This is a genomic window from Nostoc sp. (assembly GCF_036917355.1).
GTDB lineage: Bacteria > Cyanobacteriota > Cyanobacteriia > Cyanobacteriales > Nostocaceae > Nostoc.
Genome location: NZ_JBALDP010000099.1, coordinates 31,158 through 58,141, shown reverse-complemented (window position 1 = coordinate 58,141; position 26,984 = coordinate 31,158). Strand labels below are relative to the sequence as shown.

Here is a 26,984-nt window from a genome sequence, read left to right as displayed (position 1 = left end):
ATAAGGGGGAAAGGTGAATTAAAACCTTTCCCTTTCTCCCTTAACCGAAAAGTATTGCTTCCCCTTTTCCCCAAAACCCGACAAGTATTGGGTGGGGTCCCCTCTGGAGATAAGGGTAAAGGTTTTGTATTTCCCTTCCCCTTTACCCTTTACCCTTTACCCTTTACCCTTTTCCCACGAGAGTGCAAAAAGTACTTTTGCTAAGAGGTCTAATTAAAATCTTTGCTTGCCCAGTATTAATTGCTCGTTATGGTAAAGGTTTAGGCGTGAAGGGTAGCTTGATTTGAAATGTAGAGCCTTCATCCAAACGGCTGATTGCGATAATTTGTCCTTCATGTACCTGGACAATTTGTTGGGCGATCGCTAATCCTAACCCGAAGCCTCCAGTATGGCGCGATCGCACGCTATCTACTCGATAAAACCGCTCAAAGATATGCGGTAAATCTGCCTCTGGAATCCCAATACCGCTATCCTGTACTTCAATTACTACCCAACGAGACTCAAAGAAGACTCGTAAGCAAACTCTACCTCCAGACGGCGTGTAGCGGCAGGCATTATTAAGAAGATTTGTTATTGCTTGCCGCATTAAATCTGGATTTATTCTCAACATTACCAATTGTTCAGGAAATTCGCTGGTGAATTCTAAGTTTTTTACCTTTGCTGGATGAGTGTATTCCTCTACTAATGCTCCCAGCCAGCTAACCAAATTGACGAGGTTAAGTGCCTCTGGCTTTAACCGTCCTTCATTTCGAGCTAAGAATAATAAATCACTAATCAACATTCCCATTAATTCAGCAATCTGGTCAATATTTTCCAGGGAACTTTGCTGTTGATTGGGATCGATTGGTTCGAGCAAACTAAACTGAGCATGATTCCGAATTGCCTGAAGGGGTGTTCGTAGCTCGTGGGAAGCATCGGCTGTAAAGCGCTGTAATTGCTCGTAGGCTTGGCGAATTGGCTGCATGGCCATTCCACCAAGAAACCACCCCGTCAAACCAATTACGCTTAAAGCAATGGGTACACCTACTATTAAAAACAGTCTCAACGACCATAAAGTTTCTTCAACAGGCGCTAAAGAAGCGGCTATCTCTAGATAGCCAATTAATTGTTTATCCTGAAAAACAGGAACTGTTAATTGACGCAGTTGTTTATTTTGGCGAACACTGGTAGAAACGCGATCGCTTAACTCAATTGTTTGAAATCCTAATCGATTATTTAACTGCTCTGATGGAATGACACCAAAAAACTCTAGTAATTGCTTTTTGGGAGTGTACCAACGGGCATAAATAATTTTATTGTCAAAGGGCAAAGCTTCACCACCCAAGATGGGGACATCTTCGAGACTAATGCGTTGCTGTTCTTGGTAAAGTCCATCTTCAACGCCAGCCGCCATCAACTGAGTTGTGTTGTAAAGTTCTTGGTCAAATGCCCGCAATTGCTCTTTTACTTCTAAAAAGTAAAGTATTGTTGCAAAGATCGCCAAAATACTTCCCATAGAGAGCGTAAACCAGCGAGCTAGGTTACGCCGACTGCGGTTGAACATGTTAGGGATTAGCGATCGCATGATTCAGGAGCAAGCAATCTATATCCCATACCGTAAACGGTTTGTAGCCAATCTTCTGCTTTCACCATCTGTAAGCGCTGCCGCAGTCGATGCACTGACATGGCGATCGCTTTACTGTCTGGTTGTATATTCCACTCCCAAAGTGCTTGTTCGATTTGGTCATGAGTGAGTACCTGTCTGGGATGTCGAAAGAAATATTCTAGCAATTGAAACTCTCGACCCGATAACTGGACTGTAACTTCCTGGCGTTGTAACGTTAGAGTATTGAGATGAAGTTGTAGGTCGGCTAACTCTAGCGTGTCGCCTTGCCAGAGTGGCGCTCTGCGTCCCAGTGCTCGTACTCTTGCCAACAGTTCCAGCAAACTAAAGGGTTTAACTAAATAGTCATCTGCACCAACATCTAAAGCAGATACTTTATCCAAAATTGCATCTTTAGCTGTGAGAATCAGCACTGGAGCCGTTTTTCCTGCTTGACGATACTGTTGACACAGACTAACACCACTCACTTTGGGCAACATCCAATCTAAAATTAACAGATCGTATTCTCTCTGTTGCATTAACCATTGGGCTGTTTCACCATCTTCAGCACCATCTACAATATGTCCGACTTTCGATAGCGCACCCTGTAGTGGTTGTAACTGAGTAACATCATCCTCTACAAGTAAAATTCTCATTCATTATGTCGCTGTACTTTTTTCTTTTTCCTATGATGAATTAATCATCAAACTTTTTCTGTATTATGGCTCGACCCCGTTGGTTGCAATTTCTCATTAACTTAGGACTAGAGTTTTGGCTACCAATACCCTTAATCGGATTGTTTTTTTGGTTGAGTACGGGTTTGCTAACGCATCAAGTATTGAGCTATACCTACGATCCAACCGCCCAAATTCACGCCGACTCAAAACATCAAATTCAGTTTTCTGTTTCACTAGCTGTCATGTCTATTGAAGCTGTGATTCAACGCAAACAAAAGTTGACTGAAGTTAAAGTTTACACTGCTGATTCGCTTTTAAAGGAGATGGAATTTGAGTTTCCTGTGACTGAATTTGCTCAAGTCGATGCTGCGATCGCTCAAGCTTTAGGATTACCAATAACAGCAATAAAGCAGTTGATACGTTATCGGATTGAGAACTAAGGAACTTCCAAAGAATAAATTAATCAACCAAAATCAAAAATTTACACCTAAACAATTAAATATACATTAATTCCTACATAATAAAGAAATATTAAGTTGCATTCAGAAAACTTTCAATGAGTCAAACTAGCCTAAATTTAGTTGCAATATCTATCTTTCTCATGACCCTATCGGTACTGGTGGGGCCATTCTTCAACTTATCTCCGGCAGTACCAGCACTTGCTACCTTCACCATCTTAGGTATAGCGACATTAGATAGCTTCAGCTTGCAAGGCAAGGGTGGTAGCATCTTTGTAGATTGGATTGCTGGTTTTTCAAAAGAACACCGCGATCGCATCGTCCATCACGAAGCAGGACATTTCTTGGTTGCTTACCTGTTGGGTATTCCCGTTACTGGCTACACACTCAGCGCTTGGGAAGCCTGGAAAAAGGGGCAACCTGGCCAAGGCGGTGTTAGCTTTGATGATGGCGAATTAGCATCTCAACTAGAAGTAGGAAAAATCAGCGCCCAAATGCTAGACCGCTACTGTACTGTTTGGATGGCGGGTATTGCTGCTGAAACCCTGGTTTTTAATAATGCTGAGGGTGGAACTGATGATAAAAGCAAGCTGATAGGAGTCTTGACAATGTTAGGCTTTTCTGAATCAGTTTATGAGCAAAAACTGCGGTTTCATGCTCTCCAGGCAAAAACTCTACTGCAAGAAAATTGGTCTAGCTACGAGACTTTAGTTAGTGCCATGCGACAACGCGCTTCAGTAGAAGATTGCCATGCTGAGTTAGGAGTAGGGAGTGGGAAGTAAGAAGTTATGTCAACCTAGTTTTGATAGTTTGTAGTAAGCACTTTAGTGCTTAAAAAAGAAGGACTAAAGTCCTTACTACAAACTCATTAACATCATCTTAAACAAAAAAGTTATTCAACTCTGGCGCGGAGTGCAGGAGATGGAAAAAGATTTTCAAATCCAGCTTGCCGCTCAGTTAAAGATTCTAGAGCATCGTTCCAAAGACTTTCATAATAAAAGAAGGTTACGCCTAGACCGCGTTCTTGGGCAGCCCGCACCTGAGACTTAATTTGCTGCATGGGAACTGGGTTATTTCGTAACCCTGTCATAATGCCAACTCCAGTTGGAATTGTTTGTTGCGCTTCTTGAATTTCTGCGCGAGAAATATTGTCCACAAAACTTTTCAGATCCGGGCGATAAATTTGCACAATTAACTCGTCCACAATATTTTGCCGCATCCAACCTAGCCAATCTTGCAGGTGAAATTTGTAAGCAAAATCATAATAATTAGGAGAAACAGAGAAAATCGCCTGGGGTTTTCTCTGCTTCACAGCTTGGTTAAGTTTTACCATGAACGCCGTAATCTTATCTGCCCGCCACTTTACCCATGCCGCATCTTGGGGATTTTTTGGGGGAGCATTTTTGGTTTCTTTGGTGTACAAAGCAACTGTATATTGGTCGTAACCAAATTCGTGAGGCAAACTCATGTGATCGTCAAACTGAATGCCATCGGCATCATATTGGGTAACAGTTTCCAGCACAAGATTAGTGATGAACTGTTGCACTTTTGGATGGAACGGATTGAGCCACATCACCTCACCAGCCGCACTGTTTGAAGTTTGGCTACCATCCCGCTTTTGTGTGAACCAATCCGGGTAATTCATTGCTAGTTCTGAGGTTGGGGGAGCCATGAAACCAAACTCAAACCAGGGAATCACTAACAATCCTTTGCGATGGGCTTGGGTAATGAGGTCTGCCAGAATATCATGTCCATCTGAACCTTTGTAGACAAAAGGTTGAATACCTGCACGTTGTGCTAGGGCACTAGGATACATCACATAGCCAGAATTCCACACCACAGGATAGATTGTGTTGAAGTTCATCCGCCGCAGTTGACTCACCGCATCCTGCACTTTGTCCCGATTTTTGAGGGTGTCAAAATCATTAGTGGTCATCCAAACCCCGCGAATTTCCTGACGGGGTAACTGTGCGATCGCAGGGGTGAAACTATCCACCAGCAATACACTAACAAACGATATTAAAATGAGAATGGGAAAAAAAGACTTGAGTAGTCGCCGCCAACTTTGGACAATAAAAGATGATTTCATAAATTTGAATGATGCATTAGCTACCCACACACGCCATTGTTCGCTTTTACGATTGAATCTACTAACCATATAGTCTACAAGTATTTATGCTTAGTACAGAATTGATGAGTTGGTAGTTGTTCGTTCTTTACTTATGGAACTTTTGCACCAAAAAAACTAAAACAGACAAATTAAGATAGTTGACGCAGCTAATAAGCATTTGTGCCCATATAGATATTGGTATGGGGAATGGGGCATTTAAAAGAGGCAGAGGGGCAGAGGGGCAGAGGAGAAAAACTTACTGCAACTTCTCCCCTGCTCCCCTGCTCCCCTGCTCCCCTGCTCCCCTGCTCCCCTGCTCCCCTGCTCCCGATCTTCACATTCCCCCATGCCCTACCTGTGTCACAATAAAGAACTGTAATAAGAAAAATATTGTTAAGGTAATTTAGTGAGTCCAACTGCTCAATCCACGGCAAGTGCGCGTCGCGTAGTATTTCCTTTTACGGCAATTGTGGGCCAGGAAGAAATGAAACTGGCGCTGCTATTGAACGTGATTGACCCCAAAATTGGGGGTGTAATGATTATGGGCGATCGCGGCACCGGGAAATCCACAACTATCCGGGCGCTGGCGGATCTGCTACCAGAAATTTCTGTGGTTGCTAATGACCCCTTCAGTAGCGATCCTAGCGACCCTGACTTGATGAGCGATGAAGTCCGCCAACTGTTAGAACAAGGGGCGGAAATTCCCGTAGCTCACAAAAAAGTCCAAATGGTAGACCTGCCGCTAGGAGCTACAGAAGATCGAGTTTGTGGCACAATCGACATCGAGAAAGCTTTATCTGAAGGTGTCAAAGCCTTTGAACCCGGACTGCTGGCAAAAGCTAATCGGGGCATTCTCTATGTGGATGAAGTCAACTTACTAGATGACCACCTTGTAGACGTGTTACTCGACTCCGCTGCCAGTGGATGGAACACTGTAGAAAGAGAAGGTATTTCTATCCGTCACCCAGCGCGTTTCGTGCTTGTGGGTTCTGGAAACCCCGAAGAAGGCGAACTACGCCCCCAACTGCTCGATCGCTTTGGGATGCACGCAGAAATTCACACAGTCAAAGAACCAGCTTTGCGGGTACAAATCGTGGAACAACGGGCGGATTTTGACCAAAACCCGCCAGTATTTCTCGAAAATTACAAACCCCAGCAAGAAGCATTACAACAGCAAATTGTCAATGCTCAACAGCTTTTGCCAGAAGTGAAAATTGACTACGATCTGCGGGTGAAAATTTCTGAAGTCTGCTCAGAACTGGATGTAGATGGTTTGCGGGGTGACATAGTTAGTAACCGCGCCGCCAAAGCCTTAACAGCTTATGAAGGACGCACTGAAGTTACAGTTGATGATATCCATCGCGTAATTACCCTATGTTTGCGTCACAGACTGCGGAAAGACCCTTTAGAATCGATTGATTCTGGCTACAAAGTCGCCAAAGTTTTTAGCCGCGTCTTTGGTGTCGAACTACCAGAAAGTGATAATGCACAAAAGAACGGCACAGGTCAAAAATTAGGAGCTAGGGGTTAAAAGTTAGGAGCGGAGCCGGAAATGCTCCGCTTCCGGTGAAGAATTAATAGTTAAGAGTTTTGAATGGAAAGCTGCTTCATATCTCACAACTTTAATTCCTCAATCAGCACTGACTATATATAACTCCTAACTCCTAACTCCTAACTCCTAACTCCTAACTCAGTACTAAAATATGAGATTTTGGTCTTTTTGGTTCAACAGCTTTGTTCTATCTAGCCAATACAACCCGCCCAGGTTTGTAGAATTATTGATGCTCTTATTAGCGATCGCGATGCTGGCAATAGCCAGTATTTTACCTGACATGCCCTATTTAATCTTAGGCTTGAGCTTAGTAGTTGGGGCATCTATTTCCATCTTAGTGCGGGAAGCGATCGCTCCCTCGCATCAAACACGAATTACCCAACTAACAGCATCCCTATTACTCATCATCAGCCTCTATGGCTTTGCTGATTTAATGTACGCTCTTTAAAATTTGTCATTAGTCATTTGTCCTTTGTTATTTGTTTTTTGTTAGTTGTAAGCACCAATAACCAATGACCAATGACTAATGACTAATGACTAATGACTAATGACTAATGACTAATGACTCCATTTTTGCATTTCCACCAATTCCATACACAACTCATTAATTTGCTCCAAATCAGGTTTATGAGGTAGGGGAGATTGTTCGCAAACAATTTCCATTTCGGCGACTAAATCTTCTGCTATTTTCATCACCTGCTCATAAGAATACTCACCTTTTAAAATAGCTTTTAAATCTTCAACATCACCAGCTATTCTTCTATCTACAATCACTTCACCTCGCCGCAATATTTCTACTCCACTGCGTAACAATCTAATGCAGTGCATTCCATGTTTGAGGTCAAAACCTGACTTTCTTTCCATTTCTGCTCTAGCCGGATTTCTATTCTCCTGCCAAGATAAGTAAGCCTTCCATTCTCTTAAAGCTATTTGATAGCTTTGACTTTTCTGAAGCAGACGGATAAAATCTTTACGACTATTGGTTAACTTTTGGGTATATTCCAAAGTTTCATCGGGTAAAGTATATTGTTTTAAAACTCCTTTAAAGTCAATATCTGCTGTCAGCAATTGATATAATTGTTCCGCTTCTTCTAAAAACTCAATCCGTCCTCTAATTAAGTTATAAAGATACTCCAGAAAAGCATTTAACTCATCTTTGCTCAGAGGTGCTTCATCTTCTATAGCGAAGTCAGATGGTATTGGTTTTTTTTGCGGTGGCTTTAACAACCACTTACGATGAGTTTCCATCTTTTTGATTTGGGCAAAGGCATAACCAGTGTAAGTATGTTTTACCTTCTTGCTCAAAAATAACTGTTTACGATCGATCAAATGCTGTCCGACTGCGTTTAAAAAAGGATAGTTATTTAACCAGAGCAATTCTAAAACATTGGGGTTCGCGCCAGCTAATAACTGGAGAATTTTTCTTAATTCATATATAACTGTGTCTTTGTTACCATCAACGAATGGAAATATTCCTGGTTCATCCCAACCAGTATCTTTTTGTTCTATCCGATCAAATCCCAAATAGTACCTTTTGGGTGCAATAAATACTCCCCGATAATCAAAGTCGGAATCAGGACGATTTAAACCATAGCCGTGGCTACCAGCCAAACCAATTAAAATAGTTCTTTGCTCAACTTCTATTCTTTTCATATCACCTGATTAAAATATAGTCATCCTAACTCATGAGTTAAGCAGGTGGCGAGATAGAGAGTAGAGAAAGGGCTTTTAGCTTTCTTCAGATATTGCATAGATCCTGTCACAGGATAAATCAAGCTGAAAATTGGTAGATAATAGCTCTACTTAATCATTTGCAAATAATAAGATCCCCGACTTCTCTAGGAAATCAGGGATTTGATGTGTTTAACAGGAATACTCCTGGAGATGATGCAACAGTATCCCCTTGAGGAGCAAAACTTGTCAATTCAGTTGTTTCTATACTTTCGGTTTCCTAGAACAAGAATTATCTAGGATAAATGTGGCGTCTAGTTCCCCATCCTGGATTGACAATGGCAGCTAAATCTTCTTCAGATAATTTGCTGATTTCACTATCCAGTTCTTTGGCGGTGAAATCATAGCCACGCTCTTGAGCAATCTTGATGAAGGCTTCTGGATCGGCTGTTGCTTTAAGTCTTTGCTGTAACGCTTGATCTTGTTTTACAGCTTGAAAAAGTCGGGCAGCATTTTGCTGTGTCATGACAATCAATCTCCTGTTTGAAATATCAGGTTTGAATGTGATAGTTTAACTCTTGAGGATTCACTAACTTTTGTAAAGAATTTCTAGATGAGATACCTTATATTTCATCTTAAAACAAAGAAGAAGAATGTGTTGATTTTGATAACAAAATATAAGTTTTAAGCTAATACTAACTAATGTTAACTTTTGGAAGATTCAGCCCTAAGATAGTAGCAAATTTTATCTAAAAAGTATTTGTTCTGACTTCTTATAAATACAATTTACATTCGTGCGAGTGGGCGATGTCTACACTTATGACGACTGTTGACTAATTCCTCCTCACTCTTGGAAAATGAGCGATCGCACAGACAGAGTAATTAACTGATTTTTCATCTTTGGGCTGACCAGACAGCAATGCCAAACGCAAAAATCCTATTAGAGCTTGACTTGACGCCTATGAATAAAATACTATGTTAGATTGTCTGTCTAATTCCTGCTCGGATCAGGTAGACATATTACAAAGGCTGGCAAAAGCATCTCTATAGGAGATAAAAACCAGCTACCTGTACGGCAACCTCAAGGACAATTCCATGACCTACGCGATTATTGAAACTGGCGGCAAACAAATACGAGTAGAGCCAGGGCGGTTTTACGACATTGAACTGCTGGCGATCGAACCAGATGAAAAAGTTACAATAGATTCCGTATTACTCGTGCAGCACGATGGCGAAGTCACCATTGGACAGCCATTAGTAACAGGTGCAACTGTAGAAGGGACTGTAATGCGACATTACAGAGGTCGTAAAGTCCTGGTATACAAAATGAAGCCGAAAAAGAAAACCCGCAAAAAACGGGGGCATCGTCAGGAAATTACCAGACTTATGATTGACTCCATCACCCTTAACGGTGCAGTGTTTGCTGCCCAAGGAGAACCGGAGAAGGAAACCCCCGTTGTAGATAACACTGCTGCTGAAGAAGTTGAAACCGCTGCTGAATAATAAAAGAAGTAGATACACAAGAGGAAATCATGGCTCATAAGAAAGGAACAGGTAGTACACGTAACGGTCGTGATTCTAATGCCCAACGTCTGGGTGTCAAGCGTTATGGCGGTCAAGTTGTACGTGCAGGAAACATTCTCGTGCGTCAACGTGGCACCAAATTCCACCCTGGTAACAACGTCGGTATTGGTAGCGATGACACTTTGTTTGCCTTAATCGACGGTGTTGTAATGTTTGAGAGAAAGGGCAAAACCCGTAAAAAAGTTAGTGTTTATTTACCCATAACTGCTGCTGAGGCAGCTCCTGCTGAAGCAGTAGCAAGTTAGAGTATTAGGGTGGGCATCCTGCCGTTGGTGCCAAGTTAAGAGACCTCTTGCAAAATATATTTTTGCACTCTTAGAGAAAAGGTTAAAGGGAAAGGATTTTGAGTTTCTTTACCCTTTCCCCCTTACCCTTTACCATTTCCCCCTTACCCCTTACCCTTTACCCTTTACCCCGGTTGCGTCACGAAAGCGAACTACTAGAAAGTAAAAGTAGTGCGAAGTGCGCCTACAATTGCTGTGTCATTAGCACTAAAGCCTTCCGGGCTAAAGATGAAATATACACCTGGGGTAATGGAGATATTGTCATTAACCCGATAGTTATAAAACGTTTCTAAATGATAGGGAGTCGCGTCTTCTGGACGAGAAGCAATTCCCGCTACAGATTCTCGGTAAAGTGGCTGTCCAAAAATGACGGCGGCGGTGTTCCCTTCATGGAATATATCTCTAAAATGCAACCCAGCCGACCAGCTACTGAAGGTTGTAGAGGCATCTACATTCGAGAGATTAGCAAAAAGCAATGCACCTGATAGTGATAAGGATGTTTTCGGCGCAAACCGCCACGTTACCGTTGCACCAACAGAATTTACGTTGATTGGCTCATCAAGAGTTGCTAGTGTAGCGTCACCACCAAACCTCGCCAGTTGTGCTGCATTGGGAGTAAATCGAATAGAAGCAATATCAGCGCTACCCAAGCCTGTACCTAAAATGTTAATAGTGTGATAGCTGTGTGCATAGTTGATGCCGATATCAATAGTTGAGATTGGTTTGAGGGTCAGTTGGGCAGCAATTGCTTGTGTACCGTTAAAGACACCTGCTCCCAAAGGCGTGTTCAAAAGACCACGATCTTCTGATATCGGAGCTGAACCGCTACCATAGATAACTCCAAGTCCAACTTGTTTTGAAGGATTCCACAAGAAACCAGCACCAGCTAGTAAACCCGTACCAGAAGTGCCTCCTGTAATTCTGACAGCAGCGTTGTAACCTGCAAATCGAGAGATTGCACCTTGACTATCGCTGGCGTAGGGAGTGATGGCAGGAAAAACATCTGTAATTTCTGCATTTGTTCCAGCAAAGACAACGAATTTCTGAGACAACGGTAAGACGTAAGCTAGCTTGTAAAGACTAACTGAGTTTGCTCCGCCGTCGGGTTGTAATGTCTGAGGGTTAAAGCCAGGAAATTGAGGTTCAAAGCTTAACTTGGTTGAACCTGCACCAAGAGAACTTGAATTCGGCAGTAATTGGCCTTGAATGGTTCCTCTTTCATAAAATGAACCGCTCGATCTGAAGTTGTAAGCTTGAAGTCCAACAATCAACAAATCACTGCCGTTAAAGCTACTGGTAAGATTGAGCCTGACGCGATTATTGAAAGCTAATTTAGCATCTTGGCTACCTGGTTCTCCACCTGTCGCTGTGGATAAAGAAAAAATCGCTTCGCCATTAAGTTTAGTTGTGGTAGAAAACTGTTGCTTTTCTAAGGTAGCTGTGTGAGTTTCTAAGGCATCTACTCGACCACGCAATGTTGCAAGTTCAGATGTAAATTCTTCTTGAAGTTTTTGGAGAGTAGTTAAATCTTCTTTTTTAACTAAATCACCAGTACTAGTAGCAATTAGTTCGTTGATTCTATCTAAGCAAGCATTCAATCCCGCAGCAAATTCATAACGGCTTAAGGCACGATTTCCTTTATAAGTACTGTCAGGATATCCCACAATGCAACCGTAACGTTCCACTACCGATTGCAGTGCTTGAAATGCCCAATCTGTTGTCTTAACATCAGATAATTGAGATACTGAGTTTACTTGAGCGATCGCATTCGATTCTAAAGAATTAAAATTAGTTGAAAATCTGCTACTGTTGTCTTTGTCTGCACTCTCAAAATTGTTTATAGGATTGTCAGCAATTGATTGAGCAGTTGCAGGAGATGCACCCAGCGAAATTAAAGCAGTAAGTAAGCACAGCCAACTGGCTCTTTTTGTACACATTAACTTGTAGTAATTCACACTCATTCCTCACACACAAAATCAAACACCACTGTTTATTGTGAATACTGTATTATTCACAAGCTAAAGCTAACTTGCTAAAGCAAGCTCTCAAAAATTACATACTCTGTTTGCTGAGAGTTTTCCGATTAAATATGCGAATTTATGCCGTACAAAGTTACTTTGTACAGAATTCACATAGTAATATCTCAGTCGATGCATCGGCTGAGGATAGTTGTAGCTTTTATCAAGTTAAAAATTGGAATTTTAACAATTACTTAGCCATGAGTAAAGACTTCATTGCTTAAAAAACTACTTTTTGAAATTTTTAAACTACTTCAAGTCTATAGATACACTATGGTTTTGATAAGTGGTACTTCACATTTTTTACAAAAATAAACACTTTTAAAATTTTTACCTTTGAAATATATACAAATAACATTAAAATATTATTAAATATTATAAGAAATAGATTTTTGATAATATTAAAATATATAACCCGCTCGTTCGTGCAATCAATAATGAGTTTATTGTCAGGCGAAACAATAAGATTGCAACTTTAAAAGACTTCTAGCCTTATAGGATAATCGACGTACTCGCCTTCGTTTTCAAGAGTGCGTGGAAAAATTCGTTTCTCGTTCCCATACAGAGCATGGGAATAGCTTATTAGGGGCTGCTGCCTCCAGTCAGATATTGAGTCAGAGACTCAATGAATGCATTCCCAGTCTCCGACTGGGAACGAGGGAGACGAGGGAGATTTTTTACATACTATAAAAAGTCAGGTTAATAATAGCTGCCAGATTTCCGATGTTCCAAAGCCGTGACACCATCATTTTCCAACACTTCACCGCGATCGATGACGGCATAAATTAACCATCGATCGCCACATTCCAGCTGATTTTGCACTGTACATTCTAAATAGGCTAATGCCTCATTCAGAATTAAACAACCATTCAGAGCAGTTTTTGTGTCAAGCTTTGCAAAAGGATTATCCCCTAAAGTGCTATGACGAGAAAAATAGCGGCGGACATTTCTTCCTTCTTTGAGGATATTCAGCACAAATTTATCACCAGGATGATGCATTAAATCTGCATTTTGCTCATTAGCGATCGCAATCATAATTCCTGGCGGGTTAAAAGTTGCCTGAGATACCCAAGAAGTTAAAACCCCTTTGTGAGTTTCTTCATCACGAGTTGTCACAACACAAAGAGAACCGACGATCCGCCCTACCGCTTGTTCGGTACGATCTACATGGGTTTCTGTGACAATGTGGCGGGAAGTCCGCAGTTTTTTAGTTTTCTTCAAGTTTTGGGCAAAAAAAGCACCTGCTTCTTGACACTGCTGAAGAATCTCAGGAGTCGGACTGAAACGCACCCGAATTGTTTCAAACCCTAGTTGATAATTAGCATCTTTGAGCTTGCTTTCGATTAAATCTATTGCCTCGCCACTCCAGCCATAAGAACCAAACACCCCTGCTAACTTAGTTTTAGCCGCCACCGAGAGAACTATTCCTAAAGCAGTTTGAATTTGAGTCGGCGCATGTCCGCCTAAAGTGGGTGAGCCGATAATCAAGCCATCGCAGGTTTCTACAATGCGGTTAATCTCCGCAGAATCGGCTAGTTCGCAGTTGATTGATTCTACATTAACTCCATTTTGGATCAAACCTTGAGCGATCGCATTTGCCAGAGTTGCTGTATTTCCATAAGCAGAAGCATAAAGCAAAGCGACACTCAACTCTTGAGATTTTTGCCCTTGGCACCATTGACGGTAATCATAAGTAAAACGACTCAGGCTGTAACGAACAACCGGCCCGTGTGCTGGGGCATAACATCTGGCTCCCAAAAGCGATATTTTATCTAAGGCTACTTCGACTTGTTTGGCTTGGGGCGCATGAAGACATTCAAAATAGTAGCGACGTTCCGCATCTAAACCCTTCCAATCTTCATCAAACAAAGTATCTTCGCAAATATGAGCGCCGAAAAGTTTGTCTGTGTAGAGTATTTTTGTAGCGGAATCGTAGGTACAAAGTCCATCCGCCCACCGAGGAGTCGGTACAGAGATAAATGATAGAAGATGTCCTTGTCCTAAATTTAGAGTATCCTGCGATCGCATCGCTTGAATAGGTGATTCAAATTCGGGAAAGGCAGTTTTGAGAGCATTGGCGGCGGGGCGAGAACAAATGAGAGTGGCTTGAGGAACCAGAGAGAGTAATACTTGCAAGGTTGCTCTGCGGTTCGGATTGACATGGCTAAGAACAATGTAATCGAGGGAGATGAAATCTAGATGTTGTGCTAGTTGCTCGAGGTAAATTTCGGTAAAAGATTCGCCGGGAGGGTCAATTAAAGCCTTTTTATCAGCTTGAATCAGATAAGAATTCGCTGTAGTTCCCCGTTGACGGGAATATTCAACCTCAAATTTTAATCTGTCCCAAGTCCGCGATCGCAAAATCAGAGTATTTTTACCAATTTCAGCAACTTGTACATCTCTGCTATGGTTGGGCATTAATGTGGCAGCAGACATAATAACCTCTGTTAATAATGGGGAATGGGGAATGGGGAATGGGGAATGGGGAATGGGGAATGGGAAATGGGAAATGGGAAATGGGAAATGGGGAATGGGAAATGGGGAATGGGGCATTGGTTATTATCCTTGTCTCCCTCATCTCCCCAATTCCTAACTCCTAACTCCTAACTCCCCACTCCTTATTTTTAATGACCATTGTTTTGTATTAATTCAGACTTTGCTCGGCTTCTATAGCGTTTAGATACTTCTTGTTCCGGGTCGATACCTTCAAAGGTAGGAGGTAGCCAAACTCGGAGAAATAGTAGTACTCCCAGGACTAATAAAAAAGCACAAGTTGCTAAAACTTGACTCCAACTTGTTTCTAGAACACCTTTAACAATGACTTCTCGCAATGCGGAAACGATAGAAACTTCAACAGCTACCCCAATAGATACTCGATGTTCTTGTAGGTAAATAATCAACAATCGGAATAGCTCAACTAAGATAAGTAAAAAGAGAATATCGGCAGTAACAGCATGAAAATCTAGAGGTGGAAGCAAGGAGAGAAACATATCTCTCACCTGAAGCACCATGAAGCTAAATAAACCGATACACAAAGAAATTACAATTACATCTTGGATAAATTCCAAGCTTCGGACAACGCGCCCACGATTGATTTCGTACATGGTAATCGGGGTATTTTCAACAGATTTATACATAGTTTTTGGGAGACGCGATTCATCGCGTCTGTACAAGAGTGGGTAGAGACGCGATGAATCGCGTCTGTGGGGAGCACAGGAGCAGGGGAGCAGAGGAGCAGAGGAAGAAGAATTATTAATTATTGACAAATGATAAATGACCAATGACAAATGACAATTTAGTAATGATTGCCAATTTTGCGATGATGTGCGGCAGTAAGTGCATGTAGGTTGGCAACTCTTCCAGTTTGAACTGTGCTATAAATTACCCAATGATCTCCACAATCCATGCGGCTAGTAATTTCACATTCCATGTAAGCTAAAGCTTCAGCTAAAACGGGCGATTCATTTTTAGCTGGATATGTTTTCACTCCCGCAAATCTATCTGCACCAGGAGCAAAACGTTTGAGGAAATGTTTCATTAATCCTTGATATTTGCCTTCTTCTAAAACATTTAAAACAAAGCGATCGCCAACGTGCATCAAGGATTCAATTGCCCGGTCTTTGGATACTGCGATCGCAACTCCTAAAGGCTCAAGGCTGGCTTGTGTCACCCATGAAGCCAACATTGCACTCTGAACTTCTCCTTTTTTGGCAGTGATGATGTATAATCCTGTGGTAATCCGCCCTAAAGCTTTTTCTAGCTCGGTGTTGATAGATTTGATTTGTTTTATGGTGCGATCGCGGGTTAACCATTGACCCATATCTGTCCCCGCTTCATCACAAAGTTGTTCCGTTGCTTGGGTAGGAATTTCCTTAACTAAAATAGGTGGAAAAGCTTCAGTTAATCCCAGTTCTTGAAACTTATTACGTAAGGGGTAAATTGGTTCGTCTTCTCCCCCTCCCGACTCTAATAAACCAATTGCTTGTTTCTTATGAACAGCAGCCAAAATTGTACTTAAAGCAGCTTGAATCATCACCGAAGATTGGGGTGGCATTGCAATTACTAAACCAGAAGCTTGTGCAACTAATTCTCGAACTTCTTGAGGCTCTGCACTATTGAGGTCTACTAATTCTATTGCTACGCCTGTTTTTGCGCATCCATGTGCAATGTTACGGACTAAATGTTCGCTATGCCCGTAATCTTCAACATAAAATAGAGCCACTAAAGTCTCTGTTTTTGCTTGTTCTAAACTCCAGTTTTGATATCGTCCCAGCCATTCGGAGATATAGTTTTGTAATAAAGGACCATGTCCTGTAGCAACTGTTGCTATTTCTAACTTTTCAATCCGCTTTAAAGCTGCCAAGACAGACCGGGCATTAGGCCCCATAAGACAATCATAGTAATATTTAAAATCCTCCTCAAGTAAAATGATATTTTCATCATAAGTGTGGTCATCACAGTAGTGCATCCCAAACACATCACAAGTGTAAAGTGTGGAAGTTTTATGGTCATAGGTCAAGATTGTGTCAGGCCAGTGTAAGTTAGGTGCAGAGATAAATTCTAATTCGTGTCCGTTGCCTAAATCTAATCGCTCTCCACTTTTCACCTGCATTGATTTAAAAGGCTGGTGAACCATATTTTCTAAAAATTGAATAGCTACCTTTGCACCAACAACAGTAATGGAAGGAGCTAATTGCAAAATATCTTTCACTAAGCCACTGTGGTCTGGTTCTGTATGGCTAATAATCAAGTAATCTATCTTAGTTGGATCGATTAATCCCGCTACTACCTCAAGATATAATTGCTCAAACTTGCGGTGGGATGTGTCAACTAAGGCAATTTTTTCTCCCTGAATTAAGAAAGAATTATAGGTTGTACCATTACGTAAACCGAACTCGATATCAAAACGTTCTCTATCCCAATCGAGACAGCGTATAGCAGTCGTTTGAGGAGCAATTTCAACAGTTTCAATCGTCAAACGTCCAGGATGGGAAATAACTTGAGTAAGCTGTGTGAGTGCAACCATTTCTTTTCTCCAAAAGAATATTATCTGGAGCGAGTGTTATGTTTCTTATATTTACCTGAAACACTCAATTAGTAAAATGCCAATTTCTAAAGCTAATCATTAGAAAGATTTATTCATCATTTAGCTTGACTTACCATTGAATTACTCAATGTTTATCATTACTTTTATATTTGATAATAAACGAGAGAAAATGCAAATTATAAGTTAGAATCTTGACAGATGTCTTTAACCTTTATTACTCCTCCTCTACAACAAATTAACAGCGAAATCGCCCGTCATGCTGGTGTTGAACTATATGTGCTGCGCCTGGATCTCATGCACCCGTGGGTTAATGGTAATAAGTGGTTTAAGCTGAAATACAATCTTTTAGAGGCCAAAGAGAAAAATTTCACAACACTGCTAACCTTTGGCGGCGCTTATTCCAATCACATCTATGCAACTGCGGCGGCTGGTAATCTTTTCGATTTTCGCACAATCGGCGTAATTCGTGGAGAAGAGAGGCTACCATTAAACGCAACGCTGAATTTTGCTGTACAACAGGGTATGCAGCTTGTGTATCTGAACCGCGAAATGTATCGACAGCGCAACACACTAGCGTTAGAAGAATATCTGCGACAAAGTTTTGGTGAGGTGTTTATCATTCCCGAAGGTGGGAGTAATTTAAATGGTGTGCGCGGCTGTACAGAGATAATTGAGCGTGCCGCATTTAATCATATCTGCGTAGCCTGCGGTACAGCCACTACACTAGCCGGTATTGCGCTTTCGTTGCATGAAGGACAAAGAGCGATCGCTTTTCCCGTATTAAAAAATAGCGCATTTCTTGCCCAAGAAATCAAAAGTTTATTGACAAATTACCTAGCTTCTGGTTTACCCACACCATATAATTCTCCCGCTTCCTGGGAATTGGTATGTGATTATCATTTCGGCGGCTATGCAAAGGTGAACGATGAGTTACTACTGTTCAGCCAACAGTTCACACAGGAACATGGCGTACCCCTCGATTACGTATATACCGCCAAAATGTTTTACGGAGTGATGGATTTACTACAGCAGGGATTTTTTTGTAAAGGCGATCGATTGTTGCTGGTACACACAGGCGGCTTACAGGGTAACGTTGGTATGGAAGAAAAGTTGCAGAGGTTTGCTAAAACCTAAAAGACCTAGCATTGCTACACCTCTAACTGGTTCCCAGCCTCCAGGCTGGGAACCGATTCTCGGAGGCTCCGCCTCCAGTGGCTTGACCAGAGGCAACGTAAGACTTTAGGCTTATCTTAGTGGCATCCAGTTCTTACCGTTTATTTTGTAAACTTTGAATAGTAGCGATCGCGTGTTTCGCCGCAATATCAATTTCCTCTTCTGTATTAAACCTACCAATACCAAACCTAATTGAGGCATAAGCTAGCTGTTGGGGGTGTCCCAATGCTGTGAGAACATAAGAAGGTGCAGTATGTGCCGACGAGCAAGCAGAACCAGAAGATATAGCCATTACTGGCTGCAATCCTAGCAAAAGCGCGGCTCCATCCACTCCCTCAACACTGATACTCAAGTTTCCCGCCAATCGCTGTTGAGGATGTCCGTTGAGATGAATCCCTTTAACTTGCGATAGCTGTTCCCATAATCTTTGTCTTAATTGGGTGAGGCGTTGGGTTTCTGTTGCTTGTTCAGCCAAAGCGATTTCTACAGCTTTACCGAAGCCGACAATTTGCGGTGTATACAATGTACCAGAACGCATCCCCCGCTCATGTCCGCCGCCGTGCTGCTGGGGAGCCAGTTGCACTCTGCGATCGCGTCTGCGGACGTACAGCGCTCCAATGCCTTTAGGGCCATATACTTTATGTGCTGTTAGCGACATCAAGTCAATTTTCATCGCTTGCACATCTAAGGGAATTTTACCAATAGCTTGGGCGGCATCGGTGTGGAAAATGATTTGGTGTTCATGGCACATTTCTCCAATTTCTGCCAATGGCTGCAACACACCAATTTCGTTATTTGCAGCCATCACTGATACTAAAATCGTTTCAGGACGGAAAGCGTTTTTTAACTCAGTTAAATCAATCAATCCATCTTTCTGGACAGGGAGAATAGTAATTTCAAAACCAAGACTTTTTAAATAATTACAAGGATCGATTACTGCATTATGTTCAGTAGCAACAGTAATAATATGCTGACCTTTTTTAAAATAAGTTTCAGCAACACCTTTTATTGCTAAATTATTTGCTTCTGTTGCACCACTCGTAAACACAATTTCTTCAGGTGTGGCGTTGATTGCTGCTGCTAAAATCTCTCGCGTTTGCTTCACAGCAGCTTCTGCTTCCCAACCATAAACATGACTAATACTTGCTGGGTTGCCAAATTTTTCTGTGAAGTAGGGAAGCATTGCTGCTAGTACCCGTTCGTCTACGGCTGTAGTAGCGTGACAATCAAGGTAGATCGGACGAATAGACATAATTATTAACTCAAACTTTGACTCAAATTTTTTAATACGCTTAGAACTTGATACAGTTCATTTTTTCTCCTCAACAGACTAAATTCATCAGACAATGCATACTTTGGTATATTTTGTTTAGTCAGTTTTATAAAAATGAAATGACTACCATTTGTTACTAATCCAAAAGTAGGTTTGTCTTGACTAGGATTAGCCAACATATAAACAAGTGCTTGAGGTACGGCTTCTAAAAGAGAAAAGCTAGACCTTTTAGATTCAATGACTAACAACCATAATTGTTCTTGAATAACTAAAACATCAATTCTACCTCTAATAATTTCTCCTTCATCTTCCGCAGAAATTTCTATTGATTCCTCGCCTCTCATATAAAAAGGCTCATCATAAAATCCAGCTAAATTGAGTAAAGGAGATAAAACTACTAATTTAACCGTTTCTTCTGACAAAGGAGGACGCTTGACTAAACGGAGAAAATGAAGTTTTATTTTGTCTAAATCTTGCTTTTCTAAATCTGTAATTTCCGGTAAATTTTCAAACCATTCTGTGAAGAATGCCTCATCTTCGGCTAGCTTTAGGCTAAATCTTTCTTCTAAATAGGCAAGCCCGACATTTTGTGCTTGGATAAATTGAACCATGTTTATTTCAAGTTGCAAAAAGTCTAATTATTTACTTTAATCATCACGCTGGCAGTTTCTAGAGGAATATTACGTAGCATTGCTGTAACTATACCTGCATTCAGTTTCGTTAGGTGGCTGCTAATTCTCGTAATTTAGTTAAAACTGCTTGAGCGTGACCTTTGGTTTTCACATTAGGCCAAGTATAGACAATAATTTTATCAGGTGAAATTAGAAAAGTTGAGCGAACAACACCCATATATTCTTTGCCCATAAATTTTTTTAAGCGCCAAGCACCGTAGGCTTCTGTCAAAATATGTTCTGGGTCACTCAAGAGGGTAATTAACAAGTTATGTTTGCTGATAAATTTACAATGGGATTTACCCAAATCTGGACTTACGCCTAAGATTTTTGATCCCAGTGCGCTGAAGTCTTGATACAACTCGGTGAAATCTTTCGCTTCGGTGGTACAGCCCGGTGTATCATCTTTAGGGTAGAAATAGAGGACAACCCACTGACTGCTGAGGTCGTCAAGAGTGATTAAATTGCCATTTTGGTCAGGTGTGGAGAAATCTGGTGCTGGTTGTCCGACTTGGGGAATGTTGCTCATGATGGAGGTGTGAGAAATTGCGATCGCTTTAGAATTGTACATATAGCTATGCTTTCTTTGATTGGGACTTAGACAAAAAATACCGATAGAAGAACCTTTTTCCCACAATGACTGAAACTTTACAAGAATGGAAAGACCGATTAATCGACGATCTTCGAGTCATCAAATCCGAAGAATTTGTAGATGAAGACAGTAAAACATGTTGCTGCATTTATAGTTTTAGTCTTGATGCTGTGACATTTGTTGATAATGAAGTAATTCAACTATTGCAAGAACGAGGAATCAAAGAGTTAGATAAACTGCCTGAGTAATTAATTAGGTTTCCATATCACTCATTCATCTTTGCTTAATATGAAAAAAGTCCTCTCACTAAGTTGAGAGAAATGCCTACCGTGTACACTTATATTGATACGCCATAATACAATACGTTTCAGTTAATGGTTATTGGTATAGATAATTGGTCTTTCAAGACCCGGTAAATCGCGTCTCTACATGAGGGTTTTGTTGCTCATTCTGAACTGTATTGCGCCATAATAATGACTTAACCTACAAGTATTTTTGTTTATCTATTCTTACTCTTCAAAGTTCACATGCCTAAAGATATGCAACGCGAATTTACCAACCGCGATGAGTTGGTAGCCTACCTGCGCGAACAATTCCCAGGTGCAGCAGAACACGATAACCACATCAGCGAAACTCTGGGAGGACGCAAAGCGGCACAAACAGCGCTGGAAAAAATCGACCCAGTTCGCTACGCCCAAACACGTAATTTTTTCGCAGGTGCAGTCACGCGTCTTTCGCCTTACATCCGCTATGGCGTTTTGAGTTTGCGAGAAATTCGAGATTATGTCCTCAACCAGGTACAGCAACAAGAAGATGCTACGAAACTAATTAACGAGTTAGGGTGGCGCGACTATTGGCAACGGTTGTATATGAAGTTGGGGGATGAAATCTGGAAAGACCAGGAAGAGTACAAAACTGGTTATACTGTAGGCGAATATGCACCCGAATTTCCACAAGATATTAGAGAAGGAACTACAGGCAGAGTTTGCATTGACAGTTTCAGTCATGATTTGAGAGAAACTGGTTATCTACATAACCATGCACGAATGTGGCTAGCGGCTTATATTGTCCATTGGCAGCGTATTCATTGGCAAGCTGGAGCCAAATGGTTTCTTGAGCATCTTTTAGATGGAGATCCTGCTAGTAATAATATGTCATGGCAGTGGGTTGCTAGCACTTTTAGTCAGAAACCGTATTTTTTCAACCGTGAAAACTTAGAACGCTACACTGAAGGCATTTATTGTCAGAAATGTCCCCTTTACGGTCATTGTGATTTTGAAGGCAGTTATGAAGAATTAGAACAGCGACTTTTTCCCAAAGGCGAATTTAGCAAACAACCTAATAGCCAAAGTTGGCAGCGTGGAAAGAAAGGTAAAAAATGAATAAACCAATTGTTTGGGTGCATGGAGATTGCCTCAGTCCAAATAATCCCGCATTGCAAAAATACCCTGATGCCCCAGCTATCTGGGTTTGGGATGAGGCTTTGATAGAGGAATGGCAATTGAGTCTTAAACGTCTGACTTTTATCTACGAATGTTTGCTAGAGTTACCTGTTGTTATTCGCCGTGGCGATGTGGCACAAGAAATTTTAGCTTTTGCTCAAGAACATGATGCCAATTTAGTTGTCACAGCCGATAGTCCCAGTCCCCGATTTGATGATATCTGTAATGAAATGGAGCGTTCTCTAGCAGTGGAAGTGTTAGAGGTAGAAGCATTTTTTGACTATGACGGCTATATTGACTTGAAACGGTTCTCGCGTTATTGGAAAGTGGCTCAAAATTATGTTTATCAAAAGCCTTCACTCTAAATCCCTCTTATAAAGTGGGCTACGGTGTATACACATCTTGGTAATGAAGCCCAAATTCTGGATTTACCCCCCTTAATCCCCCCTTAGAAAGCAGGGCTGTTTCATTCCATTTCAAACAGGATTTGTCAAGATGGTTAGCGAGAAAATTGTAAGTAAGCGTGACGAAGAGATGAACATTTAAGCACTGAAATACCAGTAAAATAGTTGGTTTCATCGGCACGTCGGTAACAAAATAACTAATTTTTAATCGCTAGAACCCTTGATTTTTAAAGCTCTTTGGGGAATGAATCAGCCCTGCTTGTAAAGGGGAGGGTTAGGGTGGGGTAAAACCCTGGTTAATCAACTATTTCAGACTTGTGTGTACACCGTAGCCCAATTTGGAAGAGGGGCTTTAAAATTGGCTCCCCTTCTCCCGATTTGGGAGGAGGGATTAGGGGATGAGGGCAGTTAATCTTAGTTAAAAGATTTTGATTTTTTAACCAAGATTAACTCATAAGCTAATTACAACAATTGCTGCAATCATTTAAACGTTTCTTATACATGGAGGAACAATTGTTGCAAAGTATTAAGCCTTTCTAGCAATTGCTTATACATTTCTTGGAAATACTTAAACCTTTCTTATACATGAAGCAGCAATTGTTGCAAAGTATTAAGCCTTTCCAGCAATTGCTTATACATTTCTTGGAAATACTTAAACGTTTCTTATACATGAAGCAGCAATTGTTGCAAACGCTTCAATTTTGGCAACTAGCGTTGCAGATTAATCGAGTTACGAGTGCTGAGTTGCAAGTGAGATTTTTCACTCAGCACTCTTCAATCTATTGAGGTTTGTAAATAATTTGTAGCTCCGCAAGGAATATTCCTTTAGACTGAGTTTCAACTGAAAAAATGTGGGAATAAACACAAATGCATTCGTTAAATATATTTTGTCACGAATCTGTAGTTGCTGTTTCCTTTGTCGCTTGCATTATTGGACTGTTGTTACTGTGGGATTGTAAGCAGCAAACAAATGAGATGGAAGAAACAGAGCGAATTCTGTTTAGAATGAGCTTTAGTTACTGGCTAGTTTACTGTGTAGCTTTTGGCATCGAAAAAATAGTTTTACCCGGCTGGGAATCTGTAGTCATGACTTTGAAAATAACTACGGCTCTGTCATATTTCTTAACTTTTTCTTGCATCGTTAGTCTGCCGCTACACAAATTTGCAGTACATCGAGTTGAGGAATAGTTATTGGGCATGGGGCATTGGGCATTGGGCATTGGGTAAAAAAGTGAGATTCCCCAACTCAGCACGGGCTAAACGCCCCGCTATCCATGTACAGCACTCGGCACTCCTATCGGGTATGATTAACATCTCATGGCGATCGCTAATGCAGCTTCTAGTTGATCCTGGGGCAAAGTTGTTAAAATAAAGACCTCTTGTACCGTTTTCCCCTGCCGTGCAATGACTTTATAGCCGCCGCGAATAGGTACAGAGACGCGTAGTTGCATTTTTGGACAGTGACCCTTCGATCGCCCAATCACTCCCGGCGTCACAGTTTGGATACCATCTTGCTGACAAAGACGTTCTAAAATGGGGATAAGACCAGAAAGGTGTGTTGAGTGATTCCAAACCAGTCTGGCAGCTTTCTGTGTTCGCGTAGCGTCTCGTAGAGAAGCCGTGCGAAGGGGATCTACGGAGGGTTTGCCCATAATAATTAAGCTGCTTCTAGAGGTGCCATTGTCAAACCTGCTCGGCGCAGCTGCTGATGATATAGTTCCGCAGGTTCTTGGGGCCCGACCCAGACGATCGCTTGACCTTCATAGTGTACCTGATTAGTCAGATCCCACGCGCGATCGCCACTCATCCCCGGAATATATTTCATCAAACATTCACACACGTGTTGGAATGTATTAAAATCATCGTTTAATACAATCACTTTGTAATTCGGATAAGTCTTACGGATAACTTGATTAGACCGTTCAGGAGCTATAGTTGGTGCTGTGGACATCCCGTAAACATCTGCTGAAAGTGTCATAACCATAAAACAATTGTCAAGATAATTTTACAAAACTACACTATAAGTAATTAGTTTAGTTCATTGTTTAGTAGTCTGTTGTCATTTGTCATTTGTCATTTGTCATTTGTCATTTGTCATTTGTTCGTTGTCTCTAATCAATGACCAATGATATCGTGTCCGGCTAAAGACTTATCATTTATACCGCAGTTCTTACTGGGGGAATAGGCTTTTGGGATTTTTGCACAGATTCGGTAATCATAAGTGATTAACCGGACTTGATATGACCAATGACCAATACAACTCTTGGAAAGGCTGCACTTCTCTACGAGACGCTGCGCGAAGGACTACGCAGTAGTTGAGCGCAGTCGAAACTCAGTACAAGTGACTAATGACCAATGACAAATGACAATTTATTTCCAATTATCCCAGTTTTCGTTAAAAATAGATGTATCGGGGAAGGCGGTAGGATTGCCATTTTGTTGCAAAAGCCGTTTGAGTGCTTCTAGTTGTGGCTCTTGTTTAGGTAAGTCATCAACAAGTTGGTAAGGTGCGATCGCATTTTTGAGTGCAAAACTAGCAACAGTTCCCGCAGCTGCGCCAGCCGACCATTCAAATGAGTGTACTCGATAGGCAGCAGCGGCAATATGACTAGTCGCAATACTTTTGCCACCTACGAGCAAATTATCAATTTTCTGGGGAATCATTGCTCTCAAAGCAATTTGGAAGGGATAAGCTTGACCCGCACCACGTCTTTCGCCTGGACGTTCTGCGTTACCAGGGGCTTCTGGGGGACTATTTACCATGCAAGGATGGAAATCTATAGCGTAGTGACCAATACCCACAGCATCGGGGAAAATGGTAGAACGAGTCCGTCGCATTGCTTTATCTGGTGGAACTCTACCGTCAATTACTGATATTGCTTCTAAACCTGCAACTGCTGCTCGTAGGCGACGATACATATCTGCTGGCAGAGTCTTGGAGTAATACTCGTCATTATAATCTCGGCGGGAAATATCAATTTCCCCAATACTAAAACCTTCGGCTTGTCCCCAACTGGGGCGGCCAATAATCCGCCGTCCTTCTCGCATATAGGGATATTTCGATAAACCATGCGCTGTCCCCATTGGCGAATTTAAACCGGAAACAAGGCGGTTATTAGTTTGTGGCTGCTTGACACCATCCCCTAGTTGAGAATCCGTAGTCCCAGCTACTAACCAGTAATAGAAAGATAAGGCATTTTCCTCAGCTTTGCGGAGGGTTTCTGTCCGCAGTCCTCCCATCCAACCTCCTGGCTCTAACTGTCCAGTCGCTTGTAACTGCTGGCGGGTATAAATTAGGTTATCCTGGGCTGTTCCGGGGCGGTAGTCGTTACCCCAAGTCCAGTTTTGCATCGAGATATCGCCTGGTGCAGCCGCAGTAAAACTTACACCGCCAAATTTTGCTGGTTTCCCTTTGTTTGGACTCCAAATGCGACGATAGGTAAAAACTAAATCAAAGTTAGCTAGTCGCTTCAACTCATAACTGAAATATGGCGCATATTGTGGATAAAATGCAGGCATTGTCTGCGGTTGCGGTTCCTTGGTAGCCTCCATTGCAAAGGTATAGGTAAAGCCTTGAGGACAATATGGGTCGTTGTTAGTGCTGGAAGCAGAAGGTTCTAGGTAAGAACGGGCATCAATACCTAATCGGTAAGGGACATCAGCAAGGGCGATAATTTCGCCAGTTTCGCTAGCGTCTACGACGTACCATTTAGGAGCATCCTCTTCCGTTGCTTTGGGGATAAAACGGACAATGGTTTTAGTAAACCGAGATGAATTGTCGTAGCGATAAGCATCTTCAATACTTTGAGATAATGTAAAAGTATTAAGAGGTGGTGCGCCTTTTGGTGGTTGAGATTGAATTGCGATCGCACTATTAATTATTTTGCCATCGGCAGCGATTTCTAAATCCTTAATTACTGTGTTGGGAAACCATTGCAACTTCCCTTTGCCCTGCTTTTCGGCATCTTTAAGCATCTGGGTCAAAATTGTGTGAGCATCGTGGGGAAGAAAACACGATTCACTTACCCAGCATTCACCGGGGTTAAGCTTACCGTATTTACGCCCAATGCGGTTTCGCAATTCTAGATAGCCGCGAGAATAAAATTTCAAAGCACGCTGAGTTGGACGTTCATCTAATGCAGATGTCCCTTGAGCAGAAATTTGTCCTCCCAACCAGTCAGTAATTTCTGTGAGACAAACTGTTCGCCCTGCTAGCAAACCCTCATAAGCTGTGGCTACACCAGAAAGTCCACCACCCACAACTAAAATTTCGCAATTTACACTTTTGTCTGGGGTTCTTGGTGGCGCTGCGTTCGCCCGATCGAATGCGACTAAGCTAGAGATTAAATTAAGACCGATTAGCGATGTTAAGCTAAAAGCTACTTTGTGTCTATGTTTCATAGTTAAAAAAACCGCTCCAAATCCTGTGTCACCTTGTAGACGTTA

Annotated in this window: 26 protein-coding genes; 11 read left to right on the top strand and 15 right to left on the bottom strand. The window is 41.6% G+C overall.

Annotated features, from left to right (window positions below):
* Positions 1 to 247 precede the first annotated feature (247 nt).
* Together V7K53_RS29465 and V7K53_RS29460 are read right to left on the bottom strand one after the other, a co-directional pair.
* Positions 248 to 1,543: a sensor histidine kinase gene (locus V7K53_RS29465; RefSeq protein WP_335201009.1), complete on the bottom strand. Its 1,296-nt coding sequence runs from the start codon at positions 1,541 to 1,543 to the stop codon at positions 248 to 250.
* Positions 1,544 to 1,551: 8 nt separating this feature from the next.
* Positions 1,552 to 2,238 (bottom strand): response regulator transcription factor, encoded by a 687-nt coding sequence (locus V7K53_RS29460; RefSeq protein WP_322683312.1) that lies wholly within the window; start codon positions 2,236 to 2,238, stop codon positions 1,552 to 1,554.
* A gap of 65 nt (positions 2,239 to 2,303) precedes the next feature.
* Between V7K53_RS29460 and V7K53_RS29455 the strand changes: the two genes are divergently transcribed.
* Together V7K53_RS29455 and V7K53_RS29450 are read left to right on the top strand one after the other, a co-directional pair.
* The gene (locus V7K53_RS29455; protein ID WP_322689782.1) at positions 2,304 to 2,699 is read left to right on the top strand and encodes a hypothetical protein; all 396 of its coding nucleotides are present in this window, start codon (positions 2,304 to 2,306) and stop codon (positions 2,697 to 2,699) included.
* 116 nt (positions 2,700 to 2,815) lie between these two features.
* Positions 2,816 to 3,499, top strand: a complete 684-nt coding sequence (locus V7K53_RS29450) for an ATP-dependent Zn protease (RefSeq protein ID WP_335201007.1) — start codon at positions 2,816 to 2,818, stop codon at positions 3,497 to 3,499.
* A 110-nt stretch (positions 3,500 to 3,609) separates the two neighbouring features.
* Here V7K53_RS29450 and V7K53_RS29445 read toward each other — a convergent pair whose 3' ends face one another.
* The gene (locus V7K53_RS29445) at positions 3,610 to 4,806 is read right to left on the bottom strand and encodes a glycoside hydrolase family 10 protein (RefSeq protein WP_442940519.1); all 1,197 of its coding nucleotides are present in this window, start codon (positions 4,804 to 4,806) and stop codon (positions 3,610 to 3,612) included.
* 427 nt (positions 4,807 to 5,233) lie between these two features.
* Here V7K53_RS29445 and bchI point away from each other — a divergent pair, with 427 nt between their 5' ends.
* On the top strand, positions 5,234 to 6,358 hold the full coding sequence (gene bchI, locus V7K53_RS29440; RefSeq protein WP_335201004.1) for a magnesium chelatase ATPase subunit I: 1,125 nt from the start codon (positions 5,234 to 5,236) through the stop codon (positions 6,356 to 6,358).
* A 172-nt stretch (positions 6,359 to 6,530) separates the two neighbouring features.
* A complete protein-coding gene (locus tag V7K53_RS29435) occupies positions 6,531 to 6,827 on the top strand; it encodes a hypothetical protein (RefSeq protein WP_335201002.1) in 297 nt (98 codons plus the stop codon).
* Between the two features lie 110 nt (positions 6,828 to 6,937).
* Here the strand turns inward: V7K53_RS29435 and V7K53_RS29430 are convergent, their stop codons facing one another.
* Both V7K53_RS29430 and V7K53_RS29425 read right to left on the bottom strand, forming a co-directional pair.
* The gene (locus tag V7K53_RS29430) at positions 6,938 to 8,032 is read right to left on the bottom strand and encodes a nucleotidyltransferase domain-containing protein (RefSeq protein WP_335201000.1); all 1,095 of its coding nucleotides are present in this window, start codon (positions 8,030 to 8,032) and stop codon (positions 6,938 to 6,940) included.
* Positions 8,033 to 8,342: 310 nt separating this feature from the next.
* Positions 8,343 to 8,576, bottom strand: coding sequence for a Nif11-like leader peptide family natural product precursor (locus tag V7K53_RS29425; RefSeq protein WP_334720947.1), 234 nt, complete (start codon positions 8,574 to 8,576; stop codon positions 8,343 to 8,345).
* Positions 8,577 to 9,145: 569 nt separating this feature from the next.
* Here V7K53_RS29425 and rplU point away from each other — a divergent pair.
* Both rplU and rpmA read left to right on the top strand, forming a co-directional pair.
* Complete coding sequence (gene rplU, locus V7K53_RS29420) at positions 9,146 to 9,553, top strand: 50S ribosomal protein L21 (protein WP_335200998.1); 408 nt, start codon at positions 9,146 to 9,148, stop codon at positions 9,551 to 9,553.
* 29 nt (positions 9,554 to 9,582) lie between these two features.
* Entirely contained in the window at positions 9,583 to 9,879 is a 297-nt protein-coding gene (rpmA, locus tag V7K53_RS29415) for a 50S ribosomal protein L27 (RefSeq protein WP_099099325.1), read from the top strand.
* Between the two features lie 194 nt (positions 9,880 to 10,073).
* Here rpmA and V7K53_RS29410 read toward each other — a convergent pair whose 3' ends face one another.
* The 4 genes from V7K53_RS29410 to V7K53_RS29395 all read right to left on the bottom strand — a co-directional run bounded on the left by V7K53_RS29410 (position 10,074) and on the right by V7K53_RS29395 (position 16,962).
* Positions 10,074 to 11,879, bottom strand: a complete 1,806-nt coding sequence (locus V7K53_RS29410) for an iron uptake porin (RefSeq protein ID WP_335200996.1) — start codon at positions 11,877 to 11,879, stop codon at positions 10,074 to 10,076.
* A gap of 756 nt (positions 11,880 to 12,635) precedes the next feature.
* On the bottom strand, positions 12,636 to 14,372 hold the full coding sequence (locus V7K53_RS29405; RefSeq protein ID WP_335201079.1) for a diflavin flavoprotein: 1,737 nt from the start codon (positions 14,370 to 14,372) through the stop codon (positions 12,636 to 12,638).
* 188 nt (positions 14,373 to 14,560) lie between these two features.
* Complete coding sequence (locus V7K53_RS29400) at positions 14,561 to 15,073, bottom strand: phosphate-starvation-inducible PsiE family protein (protein ID WP_012407378.1); 513 nt, start codon at positions 15,071 to 15,073, stop codon at positions 14,561 to 14,563.
* A gap of 158 nt (positions 15,074 to 15,231) precedes the next feature.
* Positions 15,232 to 16,962, bottom strand: a complete 1,731-nt coding sequence (locus V7K53_RS29395; protein WP_335200994.1) for a diflavin flavoprotein — start codon at positions 16,960 to 16,962, stop codon at positions 15,232 to 15,234.
* A 219-nt stretch (positions 16,963 to 17,181) separates the two neighbouring features.
* Here V7K53_RS29395 and V7K53_RS29390 point away from each other — a divergent pair, with 219 nt between their 5' ends.
* Positions 17,182 to 18,117: a 1-aminocyclopropane-1-carboxylate deaminase/D-cysteine desulfhydrase gene (locus V7K53_RS29390; protein WP_335200992.1), complete on the top strand. Its 936-nt coding sequence runs from the start codon at positions 17,182 to 17,184 to the stop codon at positions 18,115 to 18,117.
* A gap of 133 nt (positions 18,118 to 18,250) precedes the next feature.
* Here the strand turns inward: V7K53_RS29390 and V7K53_RS29385 are convergent, their stop codons facing one another.
* The 3 genes from V7K53_RS29385 to bcp all read right to left on the bottom strand — a co-directional run bounded on the left by V7K53_RS29385 (position 18,251) and on the right by bcp (position 20,629).
* Positions 18,251 to 19,408, bottom strand: a complete 1,158-nt coding sequence (locus V7K53_RS29385) for a cysteine desulfurase family protein (protein ID WP_335200990.1) — start codon at positions 19,406 to 19,408, stop codon at positions 18,251 to 18,253.
* A gap of 5 nt (positions 19,409 to 19,413) precedes the next feature.
* Positions 19,414 to 20,040: a type I restriction endonuclease gene (locus V7K53_RS29380; protein ID WP_335200989.1), complete on the bottom strand. Its 627-nt coding sequence runs from the start codon at positions 20,038 to 20,040 to the stop codon at positions 19,414 to 19,416.
* Between the two features lie 109 nt (positions 20,041 to 20,149).
* Positions 20,150 to 20,629 (bottom strand): thioredoxin-dependent thiol peroxidase, encoded by a 480-nt coding sequence (bcp, locus tag V7K53_RS29375; RefSeq protein ID WP_335201078.1) that lies wholly within the window; start codon positions 20,627 to 20,629, stop codon positions 20,150 to 20,152.
* 107 nt (positions 20,630 to 20,736) lie between these two features.
* Between bcp and V7K53_RS29370 the strand changes: the two genes are divergently transcribed.
* From V7K53_RS29370 to V7K53_RS29355, 4 genes are all read left to right on the top strand, one after another.
* Positions 20,737 to 20,940 (top strand): hypothetical protein, encoded by a 204-nt coding sequence (locus V7K53_RS29370; RefSeq protein WP_335200987.1) that lies wholly within the window; start codon positions 20,737 to 20,739, stop codon positions 20,938 to 20,940.
* Between the two features lie 279 nt (positions 20,941 to 21,219).
* A complete protein-coding gene (locus V7K53_RS29365; protein ID WP_335200986.1) occupies positions 21,220 to 22,074 on the top strand; it encodes an FAD-binding domain-containing protein in 855 nt (284 codons plus the stop codon).
* The gene (locus tag V7K53_RS29360) at positions 22,071 to 22,499 is read left to right on the top strand and encodes a hypothetical protein (RefSeq protein WP_335200984.1); all 429 of its coding nucleotides are present in this window, start codon (positions 22,071 to 22,073) and stop codon (positions 22,497 to 22,499) included. Before V7K53_RS29365 ends, V7K53_RS29360 begins: the two co-directional genes overlap by 4 nt.
* 906 nt (positions 22,500 to 23,405) lie before the next feature.
* Positions 23,406 to 23,726 (top strand): hypothetical protein, encoded by a 321-nt coding sequence (locus V7K53_RS29355; RefSeq protein WP_334929240.1) that lies wholly within the window; start codon positions 23,406 to 23,408, stop codon positions 23,724 to 23,726.
* Positions 23,727 to 23,845: 119 nt separating this feature from the next.
* Here V7K53_RS29355 and V7K53_RS29350 read toward each other — a convergent pair whose 3' ends face one another.
* From V7K53_RS29350 to V7K53_RS29340, 3 genes are all read right to left on the bottom strand, one after another.
* Entirely contained in the window at positions 23,846 to 24,190 is a 345-nt protein-coding gene (locus tag V7K53_RS29350; protein WP_289798576.1) for a DUF2103 domain-containing protein, read from the bottom strand.
* 5 nt (positions 24,191 to 24,195) lie between these two features.
* Entirely contained in the window at positions 24,196 to 24,522 is a 327-nt protein-coding gene (gene clpS / locus V7K53_RS29345) for an ATP-dependent Clp protease adapter ClpS (protein WP_292738203.1), read from the bottom strand.
* 386 nt (positions 24,523 to 24,908) lie between these two features.
* A complete protein-coding gene (locus tag V7K53_RS29340) occupies positions 24,909 to 26,939 on the bottom strand; it encodes an FAD-dependent oxidoreductase (protein WP_335200983.1) in 2,031 nt (676 codons plus the stop codon).
* Positions 26,940 to 26,984: the final 45 nt, after the last annotated feature.

Coding starts and splice junctions, on each gene's coding strand:
- V7K53_RS29365 (WP_335200986.1), top strand. CDS start 21,220: ATGCCTAAAGATATGCAACGCGAATTTACCAACCGCGATGAGTTGGTA.
- V7K53_RS29445 (WP_442940519.1), bottom strand. CDS start 4,806: ATGAAATCATCTTTTATTGTCCAAAGTTGGCGGCGACTACTCAAGTCT.
- V7K53_RS29400 (WP_012407378.1), bottom strand. CDS start 15,073: ATGTATAAATCTGTTGAAAATACCCCGATTACCATGTACGAAATCAAT.
- V7K53_RS29390 (WP_335200992.1), top strand. CDS start 17,182: ATGTCTTTAACCTTTATTACTCCTCCTCTACAACAAATTAACAGCGAA.
- V7K53_RS29430 (WP_335201000.1), bottom strand. CDS start 8,032: ATGAAAAGAATAGAAGTTGAGCAAAGAACTATTTTAATTGGTTTGGCT.
- V7K53_RS29395 (WP_335200994.1), bottom strand. CDS start 16,962: ATGGTTGCACTCACACAGCTTACTCAAGTTATTTCCCATCCTGGACGT.
- V7K53_RS29380 (WP_335200989.1), bottom strand. CDS start 20,040: ATGGTTCAATTTATCCAAGCACAAAATGTCGGGCTTGCCTATTTAGAA.
- V7K53_RS29385 (WP_335200990.1), bottom strand. CDS start 19,408: ATGTCTATTCGTCCGATCTACCTTGATTGTCACGCTACTACAGCCGTA.
- V7K53_RS29460 (WP_322683312.1), bottom strand. CDS start 2,238: ATGAGAATTTTACTTGTAGAGGATGATGTTACTCAGTTACAACCACTA.
- rplU (WP_335200998.1), top strand. CDS start 9,146: ATGACCTACGCGATTATTGAAACTGGCGGCAAACAAATACGAGTAGAG.
- V7K53_RS29360 (WP_335200984.1), top strand. CDS start 22,071: ATGAATAAACCAATTGTTTGGGTGCATGGAGATTGCCTCAGTCCAAAT.
- V7K53_RS29455 (WP_322689782.1), top strand. CDS start 2,304: ATGGCTCGACCCCGTTGGTTGCAATTTCTCATTAACTTAGGACTAGAG.
- V7K53_RS29340 (WP_335200983.1), bottom strand. CDS start 26,939: ATGAAACATAGACACAAAGTAGCTTTTAGCTTAACATCGCTAATCGGT.
- V7K53_RS29405 (WP_335201079.1), bottom strand. CDS start 14,372: ATGTCTGCTGCCACATTAATGCCCAACCATAGCAGAGATGTACAAGTT.
- clpS (WP_292738203.1), bottom strand. CDS start 24,522: ATGGTTATGACACTTTCAGCAGATGTTTACGGGATGTCCACAGCACCA.
- V7K53_RS29410 (WP_335200996.1), bottom strand. CDS start 11,879: ATGAGTGTGAATTACTACAAGTTAATGTGTACAAAAAGAGCCAGTTGG.
- rpmA (WP_099099325.1), top strand. CDS start 9,583: ATGGCTCATAAGAAAGGAACAGGTAGTACACGTAACGGTCGTGATTCT.
- V7K53_RS29355 (WP_334929240.1), top strand. CDS start 23,406: ATGCATTCGTTAAATATATTTTGTCACGAATCTGTAGTTGCTGTTTCC.
- V7K53_RS29435 (WP_335201002.1), top strand. CDS start 6,531: ATGAGATTTTGGTCTTTTTGGTTCAACAGCTTTGTTCTATCTAGCCAA.
- V7K53_RS29425 (WP_334720947.1), bottom strand. CDS start 8,576: ATGACACAGCAAAATGCTGCCCGACTTTTTCAAGCTGTAAAACAAGAT.
- V7K53_RS29350 (WP_289798576.1), bottom strand. CDS start 24,190: ATGGGCAAACCCTCCGTAGATCCCCTTCGCACGGCTTCTCTACGAGAC.
- bcp (WP_335201078.1), bottom strand. CDS start 20,629: ATGAGCAACATTCCCCAAGTCGGACAACCAGCACCAGATTTCTCCACA.
- V7K53_RS29450 (WP_335201007.1), top strand. CDS start 2,816: ATGAGTCAAACTAGCCTAAATTTAGTTGCAATATCTATCTTTCTCATG.
- V7K53_RS29465 (WP_335201009.1), bottom strand. CDS start 1,543: ATGTTCAACCGCAGTCGGCGTAACCTAGCTCGCTGGTTTACGCTCTCT.
- V7K53_RS29370 (WP_335200987.1), top strand. CDS start 20,737: ATGACTGAAACTTTACAAGAATGGAAAGACCGATTAATCGACGATCTT.